Annotated in this window: 8 protein-coding genes, 4 tRNA genes and 3 pseudogenes; 4 read left to right on the forward strand and 11 right to left on the reverse strand. The window is 60.5% G+C overall.

Annotation, left to right across the window (positions count from 1 at the left end):
• Positions 1 to 5: 5 nt before the first annotated feature.
• Genes ACLH0J_RS24610 through ACLH0J_RS24620 form a run of 3 tightly spaced genes read right to left on the reverse strand, consistent with a single transcriptional unit; the run spans position 6 to position 4,191 of the window.
• Positions 6 to 1,235, reverse strand: coding sequence for an MFS transporter (locus tag ACLH0J_RS24610; protein WP_411389444.1), 1,230 nt, complete (start codon positions 1,233 to 1,235; stop codon positions 6 to 8).
• A complete protein-coding gene (locus ACLH0J_RS24615; RefSeq protein ID WP_411389445.1) occupies positions 1,232 to 2,263 on the reverse strand; it encodes a methyltransferase in 1,032 nt (343 codons plus the stop codon). The genes ACLH0J_RS24610 and ACLH0J_RS24615 overlap by 4 nt, the downstream gene beginning before the upstream one ends.
• 11 nt (positions 2,264 to 2,274) lie before the next feature.
• Positions 2,275 to 4,191, reverse strand: coding sequence for a TonB-dependent receptor (locus ACLH0J_RS24620; protein ID WP_411389446.1), 1,917 nt, complete (start codon positions 4,189 to 4,191; stop codon positions 2,275 to 2,277).
• A gap of 227 nt (positions 4,192 to 4,418) precedes the next feature.
• Here ACLH0J_RS24620 and ACLH0J_RS24625 point away from each other — a divergent pair, with 227 nt between their 5' ends.
• The gene (locus ACLH0J_RS24625) at positions 4,419 to 5,384 is read left to right on the forward strand and encodes a helix-turn-helix domain-containing protein (RefSeq protein WP_411389447.1); all 966 of its coding nucleotides are present in this window, start codon (positions 4,419 to 4,421) and stop codon (positions 5,382 to 5,384) included.
• Positions 5,385 to 5,804: 420 nt separating this feature from the next.
• Positions 5,805 to 6,423: pseudogene (locus ACLH0J_RS24630) on the forward strand (substrate-binding domain-containing protein); the annotation flags it as partial.
• On the opposite strand, the pseudogene ACLH0J_RS24635 reads toward ACLH0J_RS24630, so the two are convergent.
• The 5 genes and pseudogenes from ACLH0J_RS24635 to ACLH0J_RS24655 form a co-directional block, all read right to left on the reverse strand.
• Positions 6,424 to 6,835 (reverse strand): annotated as a pseudogene (locus ACLH0J_RS24635) (tyrosine-type recombinase/integrase); the annotation flags it as partial.
• A 216-nt stretch (positions 6,836 to 7,051) separates the two neighbouring features.
• A tRNA-Gly gene (locus ACLH0J_RS24640) sits at positions 7,052 to 7,127 on the reverse strand.
• 3 nt (positions 7,128 to 7,130) lie between these two features.
• Positions 7,131 to 7,206, reverse strand: a tRNA-Glu gene (locus ACLH0J_RS24645).
• Positions 7,207 to 7,311: 105 nt separating this feature from the next.
• A tRNA-Gly gene (locus ACLH0J_RS24650) sits at positions 7,312 to 7,387 on the reverse strand.
• A gap of 2 nt (positions 7,388 to 7,389) precedes the next feature.
• A tRNA-Glu gene (locus ACLH0J_RS24655) sits at positions 7,390 to 7,465 on the reverse strand.
• Positions 7,466 to 7,823: 358 nt separating this feature from the next.
• On the opposite strand from ACLH0J_RS24655, the gene ACLH0J_RS24660 reads away from it, so the two are divergent.
• Together ACLH0J_RS24660 and ACLH0J_RS24665 are read left to right on the forward strand one after the other, a co-directional pair.
• Positions 7,824 to 8,594, forward strand: a complete 771-nt coding sequence (locus ACLH0J_RS24660) for a hypothetical protein (RefSeq protein ID WP_411389448.1) — start codon at positions 7,824 to 7,826, stop codon at positions 8,592 to 8,594.
• Positions 8,595 to 8,714: 120 nt separating this feature from the next.
• On the forward strand, positions 8,715 to 9,527 hold the full coding sequence (locus ACLH0J_RS24665; RefSeq protein ID WP_411389449.1) for an alpha/beta fold hydrolase: 813 nt from the start codon (positions 8,715 to 8,717) through the stop codon (positions 9,525 to 9,527).
• A 36-nt stretch (positions 9,528 to 9,563) separates the two neighbouring features.
• On the opposite strand, the gene ACLH0J_RS24670 is transcribed toward ACLH0J_RS24665, so the two are convergent.
• The 3 genes and pseudogenes from ACLH0J_RS24670 to ACLH0J_RS24680 all read right to left on the reverse strand — a co-directional run bounded on the left by ACLH0J_RS24670 (position 9,564) and on the right by ACLH0J_RS24680 (position 13,058).
• Positions 9,564 to 10,445: a methyl-accepting chemotaxis protein gene (locus ACLH0J_RS24670; protein WP_411392887.1), complete on the reverse strand. Its 882-nt coding sequence runs from the start codon at positions 10,443 to 10,445 to the stop codon at positions 9,564 to 9,566.
• Positions 10,425 to 11,531, reverse strand: a pseudogene (locus tag ACLH0J_RS24675) (HAMP domain-containing protein); the annotation flags it as partial. The gene ACLH0J_RS24670 and the pseudogene ACLH0J_RS24675, both read right to left, overlap by 21 nt.
• Positions 11,532 to 11,645: 114 nt before the next feature.
• Positions 11,646 to 13,058: a PLP-dependent aminotransferase family protein gene (locus ACLH0J_RS24680; RefSeq protein WP_411389450.1), complete on the reverse strand. Its 1,413-nt coding sequence runs from the start codon at positions 13,056 to 13,058 to the stop codon at positions 11,646 to 11,648.
• Positions 13,059 to 13,200 lie beyond the last annotated feature (142 nt).

Genomic DNA, 13,200 nt, shown 5'->3' on the forward strand with positions numbered 1-13,200 from the left:
GAGGATCAAATGACCGGGCCCTGTTGATCACCGGTGGCCAGCGCAAGCGAGCGCCGAGCCAGCAGCGCCACGCTGCACACCAGCGCCATCGCCAGCGACAGGCCCGCGAGCATGCCGACGTGCCCACTACGGTCGAGCAACACGCCGGCAGCGATCGGCACCAGCATTCGCGTCAACACGAACAGGCTGGCCTGCAAGCCATAGTCGGCGGCCTGGCGATGCTCGCGGGAGAAAAACATCATCAAGGCGAACACCAGTGTCGATACCGCCCCCATCGCCGTGGCCAGCAACAACGCGGCAAGCACCAGCCAGACCATCCCGGCGTGCAGACCCACGGCGGCAGTCAATGCCAATAACGAAATCAACGCCCACACCATAAACAGCGGAATCGCCCGTCCCAGCCCGATACGCTGGATTACCCGACCGCCGAGCAGGCTGGCCACGGCCCCCACCACACCGCCACCGACACCGGCAATCAGCGCAACCTTTGGCGCGGCCATGCCCTGGTCCAGCAGCAGCGGCTTGAGGTACAGCCACGCCGCACCGACAAACGGGAAGCTGGTCAGTAGCACCCAAGTCCACAGGCGCGCACCGGGTTGCCGGAAGTAGCCCGACCAGTCGGCGAACGCCGGGTTGATCGGCGTTGGGCTGGCGTGCTTGGCACTGCTTTCACGCAGCCACGCCAAGGGCAATAAAGCCAGCACCAAGCCACCGGCCATCAGCAGGAACGGCGCTTGCCAGCCCCAGCGGTTTTGCACCAGCAACATCACGCCGGCGCCGACGATTGCACCGAGAAACAGCGCCACCGAGCGGATGCTGCCGGCGCGCACTTGTTCGGATTGCGGCAGCAGCTTGATTGCCAGCGCGTTGACCGGGATATCGGCCCAGGTCGCCAGCACCGAGGCCACGAAGGCCAAGCCGAACAGGTACAGCGGATTGCCACTGATCGACTGCTGACTCGCCACCACCAGCAACACCGCCAGCAGCAGGCACAACACCATCGCCCAATGACGGTAATGCCCGCGCTGAAAGCGATAACGCTGCACGGGCAACGCCAGTAAAAACTTGAACACCGCCGGCAAACCGGCGAGTTGGAACAGGCCGATATCGGTGCCGGACCACCCGTGCTCGCGCATCACCAACGGCAGCCCGAGCAGCAGGTAGATGCTTGGCACCACCAGCACAAAACCGAGCCAGCCAAACAGCAATTGCAGGCGCCACACCGGCGGGATCATGAGGCGCTCCGACGGGCGACCAGCACCGAGACCGGCGCCACAGCGAAGGCCACGTCCGGGTAGCTATCGATGTTGACGAAGCCTGCGCGATGCAAGGCCTCACTCAACCCACCCGATTCGCTGACATGGCGACCGAGCATCTGCATCGACAGGTAATAGGGCATGACACGTCGCGCGTGCTCAGGGTCGGCGGGAATCTCGGCGTGGGCGCTGATCAATACGCCGCCGGGACGCAGGGCGGCGTGGATCTTGGCAAGCGCGGCGGGCAGGTCCGGAACGAAATGCAGCACCGAGGAGCACCAAATCACGTCGTAGCCTTCGCCAATCGCGTCAGTGGCGAGGTTGCCGCCGAGCACGCCCAGGCGTTGCTCCAGGCCGGCGCGCTGGATGTTGTCCGCCGCCACCGCGACGGTTTTTTCAAAGTCGAACACGTTGCCCGTCAACAGCGGGTTGTCGCGCAGCAGGGCAATCGCCACCAGACCGGGACCGCCGCCAAGGTCAAGCAAGCGCCGGGCCTGGGTGAATTCGGGCACCCGGGCCATCAGGCGCAACGCCACGTCGACGGTGACCGCGCGTTGCTCCTGGGCGATTTGCAAGCGAGCGGCGGCGGTCCAGTTGTCGATGGTGGTGGTCATGTCGGCGGGTTGACTGTCGGGCTGGCCGGCGCGTACCTGCTCGCCCAATTGGCTGCCAAAACGACGCATGCCGCGCAGGCGAAAGGTCCAGGCGTCACCGCAATAATCCGCCACGTTGCTACGCAAGTAATCGCTGGCAACCGGGGTGTTTCGATAATGCGCGGGCTGGCGTTCATCACGCGCCAGCAGGTCCATACTCCACAGCGCTTCGAGCCAGAAGCCGGTGTTGGCAGCGTCGAGTTCCAGTCGGCGGGCGATCAAATCGGCCGAGGCCGGCACTTGCAACAGGTCGAAGAGCTTCCATTCGAGCGCAATGCGCAGGGCGTCGGCGCGCACGGCTGCCAGGGTCAGGTCCCAATAGGGTTGCAGGGCATGGGGAGTAGACAGGCTCATAGGTTTATCGCTCACAGTTCATAGCTGACCCGAAGGCCGACTTCACGGCCCGGGCTGTACACGCGGGTGGTGCCATTTAGGTAGCCGACGGTGTCGTAGCGCTTGTCGGCAGCGTTTTTCACGTAGGCACTGATGCCGTAGTGACTGAAGTCGTAGCCGGCATTCAAGTCGATCAGGCCGTAGCCGCCACGGCTGTACTGGTTGGCCGCGTCGAGGTAGGTCTTGCCGACTGCGCTGACGCCGCCCTGGGCGTACCAGCCGGCAGGAGCGTCGTAGCGCAGGCTGACGTGGCCGGTAAGGTCCGGAGCGTAGGGGTTGCGATTGCCTTTGTAATCGTTGCTGCCTTCGCTGAACTGCTCGAATCGCGTGCGGTTCAGGCCTACGGAACTGACCACGCGCCAGTCGTCGGCGACCAGGTATTCAGCTTCCAGCTCAAGCCCGGTGGAGCGCGCCGTAGCGGCGTTGGTGATGTACACCACACCCGGCTGGATAATCTGCTGGACCTGCATGTCGCGCACATCCATCCAGTACAGCGCCGCGGAGTAGCGCAAGCGTTTGTCGGCCAGCCAGCCTTTGGCGCCGAGTTCATAGGTTTTGACTTTTTCCGGGTCGTAGCCGGGGTAGTTGGCAGCACTCGAGAAGGCGTTGAAGCCACCGGCGCGGAACCCCTCGGCGTAGCTGGCGTAGACATAGGCATCGGGTTGCCATTCGTATTGCAGCGCGGCCTTGGGGGTGAAGCGCTGCCAACTGGCGCTTTGGCGGCTACCGACGGCAGGGTCGATGTGGACTTTGTCTTGCTCGGCACGTGCGCCGAGGGTGAGGGTCCAGCGATCAGCCAACGGCATCAACCATTGGCCGAACAAAGCGGTGGTGTTGCCGCCCAGTTGGCTGTCGATCTGGGTCAGGCGCAGGGGTAGTTTTTGTTGGTAGGACAGGTCGTGGTCGTCGCGGTCGGCATAGGCGCCGAGCAGCCACTGGTTGTCGCGCCACTGACCTTCAAGGCGAAATTCCTGGGACAGGGTGTTGAAGTGATAGTCGCGACTCAGGTGCAGTTGATCGGCCGGCAGAAAATCTGTGTCTTGCTGCAGGCGATCATAGAAATCGTTGCGGGCAGTGATAGAGCGCAGCTTCAGGCCGGAGTCGAACTCGTGCAGGACATCCAGCGACAGGCTGCGGCCGCTGGAATGGTTCCAGCTCGGCGTGCCGGAACGCACTTCGCGCCGCGTTGAGGCGGCGGCGCCCCACTGCGAGCCGCCGTCGCGGTAGTCCTGGCGGCTGTAGCGCAGGTTGACGTCGGTGGCCAGCGACGGCGTCCAACGCAGCACCATGCGCGCGCTTTGGCGCTCACGGTCATCGGCCTGGCCGCCTCGATAGGCATTGTCGATAAAGCCGTCCTGCTCACGCCACTGTCCGGACACACTGGCATATAAGGTGCCAGGCACCAGGGCGGTGCTGGCGTCGGCGCTCAAGGTACGCAGGTCGCGACTGCCGGTGCCAGCTTCGATGCGGGCGTAGGGCGTGTCGCCAGGCTGACGGGTGTGGATGCTCAGCACGCCGGCTTCGGCATTGCGCCCGTAGAGGGTCGACTGCGGGCCACGCAGGATTTCGATGCGCTCCACACCCAGCAGGTTGTGGTCGAACCCCTGCCCCATCAGGGTTGGCACGCCGTCCACCAACATCAGCATCGAGGATGAAAATGCAGTGGCGCCAGAACTCAGGCCGCGCACTACCGGCAGGTTGGTGCCCGACTGGCCGAACGGCTGGAACGTGAAGCCCGGCGTGGTGCGGGCAAGCTGCTCAAGGTCATCGATGCCGCCCTTGCGCAAGTCTTCGCCAGTGATCACCGTGAGGCTCGCGGGCACCTCCTCCTGCGCCTGCTCAATCTTGTTAGCGGTGACCTTTACCGGCGCCAGCTCCGTCTGCGCCATGGCGACGCCAGTGCTACCTAGACAACAACCCCACACCAGTACTCCCCTGAAAACACCTGTACTCACCCGTTTTCCCCTTCAATGAATCACCCCATTGCGCGTCTTGGCGATGGCAGTTGCTGGGGAAACATGCTATTCATTAATGCGAATACTTATCATGTGCATGAATATGTATTTCGGATCAATCCGTATGCATATCGGAGCAAACTCTAGGGAGGGCGTTAAAAGTGTCGGTTTTAAAAAGGATTTCCCAGTCGTATCGAGTAGCGTCAACTCACTCGCGGCTGGTCAGCACTCAAGCCTGCGGTTGGATGCGCCAGCAATTGCCGGAAGAACTAGGCGAATGCTATTCGGAACGCTTGAGTTTCGATGACGACCTGATGGTGGTGCGCTCGCGCTATCGCCCCACGCGCAACCTGATTGAAGAAACCGTGAACCCGCACAACCGCCACATGCTGGTGATTACCTTCGGCATGCAGGGTGATTCAGGCTATAAGGGCGCGGATGGCGCAGCAGTTTCGTTCAAGGCGGGCTTCACCACGATCACCTCCTTCCAACTAAGCCTCGGCGAACGCTGCTATGAAGCCGGCGCAACGGTGTCGCAACTGCGCCTGCTGATCGGCGAGAGCATGCTGAACAAATACATCGGCGAACAGCGCACCCGCCAGTTGCTGGGCAACGGCAATGTTCGACAGCTGGCCTTCCAGAAGACCACGGCGGCCAGCGCCAGCCATGCAAGCGCCCTGACCCATTACCTCAATCAAGGCGTGATCGGCAGGCTGGAAATGCACATTCACACCCTGAGCCTTCTGTCCGAACAGCTCAATCTGCTGAGCGCCGACACCCGTCCGGAGAGCCTGCAGTTCAGTGCCAACGACATCGAAAAGCTCGACCGCGCACGGGACATCATGATCGAACAGATGGACCAGCCGCTGACCGTCACCTACCTGTGCGCCGCAGTAGGGCTCAATGAGTTCAAGCTCAAAGAAGGCCTGCACTACCGCTTCAATTCCACCCCGCATCGCATGCTGCACGAAATCCGTATGAGCAAGGCCTACACCCTGCTCGAAAGCGGCTGTCAGGTGGCGCAAGCGGCTTACCAGGTAGGGTATAAATTCCCAAATAACTTCAGTGCAGCGTTTACGCGGTTCTTCGGCAGGCCGCCCAAATCGGTGTTTGGCAAGCGGCGCTGAGCGGCCAGTGCTGCTTGAATGTGTTCAGCTTTTTGCTGGCTGTCGCTAGGCCAACGTCGTGATGCCGAACAGTATCAGGACGACACAGGAAAGGTAAAACGTATCGCTGTAAGCCATCAGGTAGGGTTCTCGGCGCATAGCGCGGATTAGGCCCTCAAGTACCTGTTGTCAGGCCGAATAGCTGGTTGAATATCAACGCGTGGCTGTCTGCCATTCCGGTGCACATACGCTCCTGAATCGACGGGAAAACAAACTGATAGACTCGTCTACCCGGCTCAAAGTGAAAGCGTTCGCGCAGGGCACCGATCTGCGTCAACGCTGCTCTGTCCAAGGCGCCCCTAGGTTGCGCAGCATCAAGAACATTTCAAAGGCTGAACCAGGCTCGCCTTTTTCTGATCCGATCGCATCTTGGGGGCTCTCATGCACGACGCCACCAGTCATGCTTCCAATCTCCGGCTCGCTATCGCGCAAGGCGTGCAATCCTCACATCTCTCGGCGCTGCTTGCGCTGCAGTGCGCGGAAGATCCGGAAGTCACTATCGCGTTTTTTGAACTCACGAGTGATGCCCTGATTGCGGGACTTCGTGAAGATATCTACGACGCAGGGCTATTACTTCAGGGATTGAGCGATCCGATCCTGAAGAGCCAGCGCCTGTGGATCTAGAACATGGCCGTTGCCGTGCCGTTGCGGTTCCCATCGCTCAGCCAAGCAACACTCACGATCGCCGAACTGCTGGACTATCCCCTGTTCCGCCGGCCGGCAGAGGCTTGTCCTCTGCTGGATGAGCGGCTGTCCTCCTTCATGCCGGCAGACGAGTAGTGCATTCGGCGCGTGACATCCGTCGAGATGATGGCGATATGGGCGGCGGCCGGCTATGGCATAGGGGTGTCCGCACAATCACGCGTTCAGCGAGCGAATGCATTGGGGGGATCAGCATGCGACCGTTGTCCGACGGACCCTACGAGATCGTGACGCACCTGCTGCGACCTAGCAGCAGGCTGCTGAGCGGTTCGAGCGCAGAGCGCTGCAGGTCGCCAGAGTTGGGCAGCACGGCCTTTCCGAAGATTCGCAGGATCTGCGACAACGTGCTGTTTCTACCTTCCTTGAGTTCCTTCGCGCGTTGCTCGACCCAGACATCGAAAACGGGCTTGAACGTGTAGTCCGAGGCAAGCTTGACAGCGCGTCGCTTCTGTTTGCGGCCAGTATGAGGATGATGCCCTTCGCCACGAGCGCCCTGGCTTCATCACGCAAGGTGCGTGCTTCGCGCAGTACGACCTCGGGGTAGTTGCCCAGGGAGATTCGCTTTTGCTTGCCGAGCCAGTAGTAGCGCAGATGCCACGATTTGCCGCCGGTGGGGCGACCACCAGACCGAGGCCGTCGTCGGTGTCAGGGATGCTGTAGGTTTTCTCGGCGGCCTTGGCTTGCCGCTCGGTCAGATCAGTGAGTGCCATCATCAAACTCCTAAGTCATGAGACTTAGGCTCGATGCTGCTGGTCATCCTGATCCAACCCCAGCAACAACCCGGAACCGGCACCACCCGCATTCTTTGGCCTCAAAAACGCTGGCGGTCGGTGGAAGTCCGTGACGTTTGCTGGAATGAAAAAAGGAGCCGAAGCTCCTCTTTTCAACGACCTACAGATGCCAGTGGAAGTCTGTAGATCTATATTTGGAGCGGGAAACGAGACTCGAACTCGCGACCCCGACCTTGGCAAGGTCGTGCTCTACCAACTGAGCTATTCCCGCAAATGGCGTCCCCTAGGGGACTCGAACCCCTGTTACCGCCGTGAAAGGGCGGTGTCCTAGGCCACTAGACGAAGGGGACACGCTACTGAAACACATGGTGTGTATTTCAGTGCCCAGAGGCCTCATCCGAAGACTTGGTCCTGGTTTCACTCAATGCCGCCCGAGAGCAACACTGCTTAAAAATTGGAGCGGGAAACGAGACTCGAACTCGCGACCCCGACCTTGGCAAGGTCGTGCTCTACCAACTGAGCTATTCCCGCATTGGCGTCCCCTAGGGGACTCGAACCCCTGTTACCGCCGTGAAAGGGCGGTGTCCTAGGCCACTAGACGAAGGGGACACACGTACAACATTCACTCCCTACCGCGTTTCGCTGTGTGCTTTACGCTGTAAGTGGCGCGCATTCTATGGATGGATTGAAAGGTCGTCAACCCCTAAGGATAAATTTATTTAAATCAATGACTTCGCCCCGGTTTAACGGCCTGTGCGGGGATTCTGCCCGTCCGGGCTTTGGCGCCTATATTCTGGCGTCCGACAAGACGTTATAGTCCACCTCAGCAAATGATGGCAATGTGCATCCATCCACGGGACGCTTACCTATATAGAAGAAACTACCTGGGCAACTGGTCGATCAGTCCTATCCGCCGGATGACTCAGTCACTACACTCCACAGCAAACCCTATAAAGAGGTCGCACCGGTGACACCACTCATGATCACCCTGCTGGTAATAGCCGGGATCGTAATACTGATCGCCATTGGCTATATGAACCACGTGGTGGAAAACAACAAGCTGGAAAAGAAGCGCACCGAGATCGAGCTTAATGATCGCCTGCGCCGTTGCGGTGAAATCACCGAGACATTCCCAGGCCAGTTGATGACCCCGGCGCTCAAGCTGCTGTTGACCCGTCTGGAGCTCAACGTCAACCAGCGCCTGCTGAACCTCAATCGAACCAGTGCGCCCCTCAAGGCCCGCATCGTCGAGCTCAATGCATTGGTAGCCCAGGGTGAATCGATCCCGGTGGCCAACCCGCCCGCCCCGATCCAGACCGAAGCCAAGGCCAAGGACGTACGCTTCCTGCTGGAAGCCTTGCACGGCCAGGTCACCCGCGCCGCCCAGGACGGCTTCCTGTCGACCAACGAGGCCAAGCACTGGATCAAGGAAATTCGCCATATCCTGGTGTTGCTGCACATCGAGTTTTTCAACAACCTCGGCCAGCATGCCCTGCAGCAGGGCCAACCGGGCCAGGCGCGACTCGCCTTCGAGCGTGGCGTACAGTACCTGCGCAAGCAGCCGGAGCCCGTACTCTATAGTGCGCAACTGCAATTGCTGGAAGGTCAACTGGCCCGCGCCAACTCCACCGTGCTGACCAACAGCAAGCAAACCGAAGACGAGGTCAACGAATTGACCGAAGGCATGAAGGCGGTCGACGCCGATGCCGAGTGGAAAAAGAAAGTCATCTACGATTGATCTACCCCTTCCCCCTATATGGCGAACCTAGTTCGCCATATGCCATCACTTTGCACCTATCCCCACACTCAAGACCGAGGTAAAAGAGGGCTCCTGACTTCCTGAAGCCCGAGGCCCTCCATGCCTGTCGCCATCATTGATGGTCAACCGCTGCACTACGTCGACCAGGGCACCGGCCCGGTTGTTCTCCTGGGCCAGAGCTACCTCTGGGACCGGGACATGTGGGAACCGCAGATCAGCGCCCTGTCCAAATATTACCGAGTGATCGTCCCCGAATTATGGGGCCACGGCGAATCCGGCCAGATGCCCGAGCAAAACGCGTCCCTGGATGATCTGGCACGCCAGGCATTGCTTCTGCTGAACCATCTGGCAATCGACAAGATCAATCTGGTAGGTCTGTCGGTAGGCGGTATGTGGGGGGCACGCCTGGCGCTAAAGGTACCGGGACGCATCAACAGCCTGGTGCTGATGGACACCTACCTGGGCGCCGAGCCTGACGCTACTCGCGAATACTACTTCTCGCTGCTGAAGACGATCGAGGACATGGGCTACTTCCCGGAAAACTTGCTGGACATCGTCGCACCGATCTTCTTCCGTCCTGGAATCGATCGTGAATCAGCCTTGTACAAAAATTTCCGTCACTCGCTGACTCGTTTCTCCACAGAGCGCCTGCGCGACAGCATCGTGCCACTGGGTCGTCACACCTTCGGCCGAAGCGATATCCTGAATCAACTCCCACACCTGAACGCCGGGACAACGTTGGTGATGTGCGGTGAAGAGGATCAGCCTCGACCACCCGCCGAGGCCAAAGAAATGGCGGAACTGATTGGCTGCCCGCTGGTGCTGATTCCAGACGCGGGGCATATCTGCAGCCGGGAAAACCCGGAGTTCGTCAATGGCGCGCTGCTGACATTCCTGGCCAGTCACAACTGACCACCCTGCAAATGGATCGCCGTCACCAGACGGCGATCACAGCCGGAAGTGCCCCACCATCCCTTTGAGCTCGGTCCCCAACTGTGCCAACTGGATGCTCGAGGTTGCATTGCCCTGCATGCTCAACGCCGACTGATCGGCGCTCGCGCGAATACTGGTGACACTGCGGTTGATCTCTTCGGCCACCGAGCTCTGCTCCTCGGCGGCTGCAGCAATCTGCTGGTTCATCTGCTGGATCAACGACACGGCCACCGCGATGCTGCCCAAGGCGCTTTCAGTTTCCAGGGCATCGCTGACCGCCAGCTTCACCAACTCGCCGCTTTGCCGGATCTGCTGCACCGATGACTGCGCGGCGCCGCGCAAGGTGCTGACAAGCCGTTCGATTTCCTCGGTCGATTGCTGGGTGCGCTTGGCCAATGCCCGCACCTCGTCTGCCACCACCGCAAAGCCCCGCCCCTGCTCGCCGGCGCGGGCGGCTTCGATGGCCGCGTTGAGCGCCAGCAGATTGGTCTGTTCGGCCACGCTTTTGATCACGCTCAACACGGTGCCGATGTTCTGGATTTCCGCACTCAGGCTCTCGATACTCGCGCTGGCGCTGGTGCTGGAAGTGGCCAGCAACTCAATGCGTTGCAAGCTCTGACGCACCACTCGTTGACCGCTGTCGACCTTGTCATCCGCCGTCTGCGCAGCTTGCGCCGCCTCTTCGGCGTTGCGCGCCACGTCATGCACCGTGGCAGTCATCTGGTTCATCGCCGTGGCGACCTGTTCGGTTTCTTCCTTCTGGCTGCTGACCTCGACATTGGTCTGCTCGGTGACGCTGGACAACGTATGCGCCGAACTGGCCAGTTGCTCGATACCGGCCTGCAGGCCGCTGACCATATGGCTCAAGCCATTGCCCATCTGTTGCATCGCCTGCATCAACTGGCCGATTTCATCGCGGCGGCTGACATCCATGCGTCCGCTCAAATCGCCGGCGGCGATCTGCTCGGCCACAGCGATCACCCTGCGCAACGGCGCAACGATCAGCCGGGTAATCACCCAGGCGGCAATCAAACCCACCAGCAAGGCCAGGGCTGACGAGCCGATGATCAACAGCGCGCTTTTCTTCAACTGCGTCTGCATCGACAGGTCTTCGGCGGCATAGGCCTGGTTGACCTGGCTGACTACTTGGGCAGCGCGATCATGCAACTGCTTATAGACCACTTTTTCCTGCGCCAGCAGACCGGTGTATTCGCCCAGTTTTTCGCTGAAAGCGGCGATATGCCCTGAGACTTCGTTGAGCACCGTCTGGTAGCCAGAGTCCTTGACCGAGGTTTTCAGTTGCTCAACCTGGGCCAAGGCCTGGTCGGCCTGTTCGATCTTGCCTTGCCCGGCGGCGTCTTCATCCCCCTTGCGGCTCTGATCGAGGCGCACATGGGCCTCGTTCATTGCCTGCAACATCAAGCGCGAGACCTGGCTGACCTGCCCGGCCTGCTCGATGAACTCGGCACCCTCCTTGCCCTGGCTTTCCTTGAGGCCATAAGCCCCGTCGTCGGCCAGACCGGCCTGCAAGACATCAAGGTTATTGGCCACGCTGGACACGGACCAACTGGCCATTTCCAGGGCCAAGTCCTTGGTCTGGGTCAACTCGACAAACTCGTCGAAAGCCTTGCGATAAGCGGCCAGGGCCTGTTCGACCTCAGTCATCACCAGCCCGTTGGCGACCGACTGCGCCTTGAGCGTATTGGCCTGGGCCATCAGGGCGTCGACACTTTCGTGCAAGGCGTCGACCGACTTTGGGTCGGCATGCAACGCATAGTCCTGCTCGATCAGGCGCACGTTCAATAAGCCGCTGTTGAGCGACGACATGGCCTTGAGGCCTTCGAAACGCTGCCCAACGGTTTGCAGGGACCACACACCAATAGCGGCCACCAGCGCCGTCAGCAGCAGCACCAGAGTGAAGCCCAAGCCCAGTTTTTTTGCCATCCCAAGGTTGGCGAAACGTCGTTGTGCGCCTGAAATCATTGCAGTTGAGTCCTCTTGCAATGGCAGATGCCATCAAGCCCGGTTACAAGAAGCGAGATTGGCAATCACAGGGCACTGAACACAAGACGTTGGCGCCGGAATAATGGCAAAAAGCTACACGCTCGTCGTTTTCAGAATGGTCGATGTCGATCTGGCGGGGCCCATGGCCCGGAACAGCGCCACGGCCCGCTGGTCCGCCGCATAAGCCACATTGATCCGCAGCCACTCACTGGGCTCGCCGGTCGGACTGAACAGCGCCCCCGGCGACAACAACACGCCGAGCCGCCGGGCGCATGCTTGCAACCGGGAGTGGTCGCTTCTCCATGGCCGCGCCCACACGAACATGCCCCCGGCAGGCACGGCGAATACCTCCCACTCCTCGTCCTCCAGCACCTGCAAGGTGGCGGCCATTTCCGTGCTCAGCCGCTTGCGCAGGCGCTGCACCCACTTGCGATACGTGCCATTGGCCAGCAGCGTCGCCACCACGGCCTCGGCAAATCGCGAGGTGCCGAAGCCGGTCAAGGTCTTGAGGTTGGCCAATTGCTCGATGAGCGTCGTGCCGGCGCTGAGGTAGCCGACCCTCAGCGCACTGCTCAGGGTCTTGGAAAAACTGGCCACGTAAATCACCCGGTCATCGTGAGGCAGCGCCGCAAGGCGCGTGCAACTGGCGTGTTGCAGGTCGCCGTAGACGTCCTCTTCAATGATCAGGAAGTCGTGGCTGGCCGCCAACTCCAGCAAACGCTCGGCCACTGCACGGCACAGACTGCTGCCCGTGGGATTGTGATACAGGCTGTGGATGAACACGCACTTGGGTCGATGGCGCTGCAACAGCGCTTCCAGCGCCGGAATGTCCGGGCCACCACGGGTGCGCGGGACTTCCAGCAACCGGACCCCATGAAACGCCAGTTGGCGATAGAGGTTGCCATAGCCCGGGGTTTCGACCACAACGCTGTCACCGGGCTTGAGCAACGTACGGATGAGCAGGTCCTGGGCATGGCTGGCGCCGGCAGTCGTCAGGATACGATCAAGGCTGGTGGCGATATGCACCCGGGTCAGGTGCTTGAGCAGTTGCTCGCGCAACGCCGGCAACCCCAGTGGCGTGCTGTAGTTGAACAGGCCGGCGGTGTCGGTGCGGGTGACTTCGCGAATCGCATAACTGATGTCGTCGCTTTCGCGCCAGGCATCCGGCAACCAGCCGCATCCCAGTTTCAGCTCACCCAATGGATTATCGGCAAAGGCGCCCCACTCCCGCTCTGCACCTTCATACCAATGACCTTCATGCAGCGTAGGCGGCTGGGCCACTACAAAGCCCGAACCCTGCCTGGAAGCCAGCAAACCCTGAGCGACCATCCGCTCGAATGCCTCGATCACGCTGGACTGGCTGAGCAGGTTATCGAGGGCCAACTGCCGAATGGACGGCAGGCGTGTACCGGGGCTCACGCCGTTCTTGCGAATCCACTCTGCCACGGCGCTGACGATTTGCTGCACCACCGGTACAAGGGCTTGTCGATCGATCCCTAAATCCATGAGCCACTCACTTCACTGTCTGTTATCAACCCAAAGAGTTAAGCACAGAAGCCTGTGTCGACCGGCCATAAACAATTATTAAAGTATTGATTTTATTGACTTATTTACCTACTGATACACATTCGGCCACGGCATTTTGCCA

It is taken from the genome of Pseudomonas sp. MPB23, assembly GCF_046605395.1.
Taxonomy (GTDB): Bacteria; Pseudomonadota; Gammaproteobacteria; order Pseudomonadales; family Pseudomonadaceae; genus Aquipseudomonas.

Coding starts and splice junctions, on each gene's coding strand:
- ACLH0J_RS24670 (WP_411392887.1), bottom strand. CDS start 10,445: ATGCAGGCGATGCAACAGATGGGCAATGGCTTGAGCCATATGGTCAGC.
- ACLH0J_RS24620 (WP_411389446.1), bottom strand. CDS start 4,191: ATGGCGCAGACGGAGCTGGCGCCGGTAAAGGTCACCGCTAACAAGATT.
- ACLH0J_RS24610 (WP_411389444.1), bottom strand. CDS start 1,235: ATGATCCCGCCGGTGTGGCGCCTGCAATTGCTGTTTGGCTGGCTCGGT.
- ACLH0J_RS24615 (WP_411389445.1), bottom strand. CDS start 2,263: ATGAGCCTGTCTACTCCCCATGCCCTGCAACCCTATTGGGACCTGACC.
- ACLH0J_RS24665 (WP_411389449.1), top strand. CDS start 8,715: ATGCCTGTCGCCATCATTGATGGTCAACCGCTGCACTACGTCGACCAG.
- ACLH0J_RS24680 (WP_411389450.1), bottom strand. CDS start 13,058: ATGGATTTAGGGATCGATCGACAAGCCCTTGTACCGGTGGTGCAGCAA.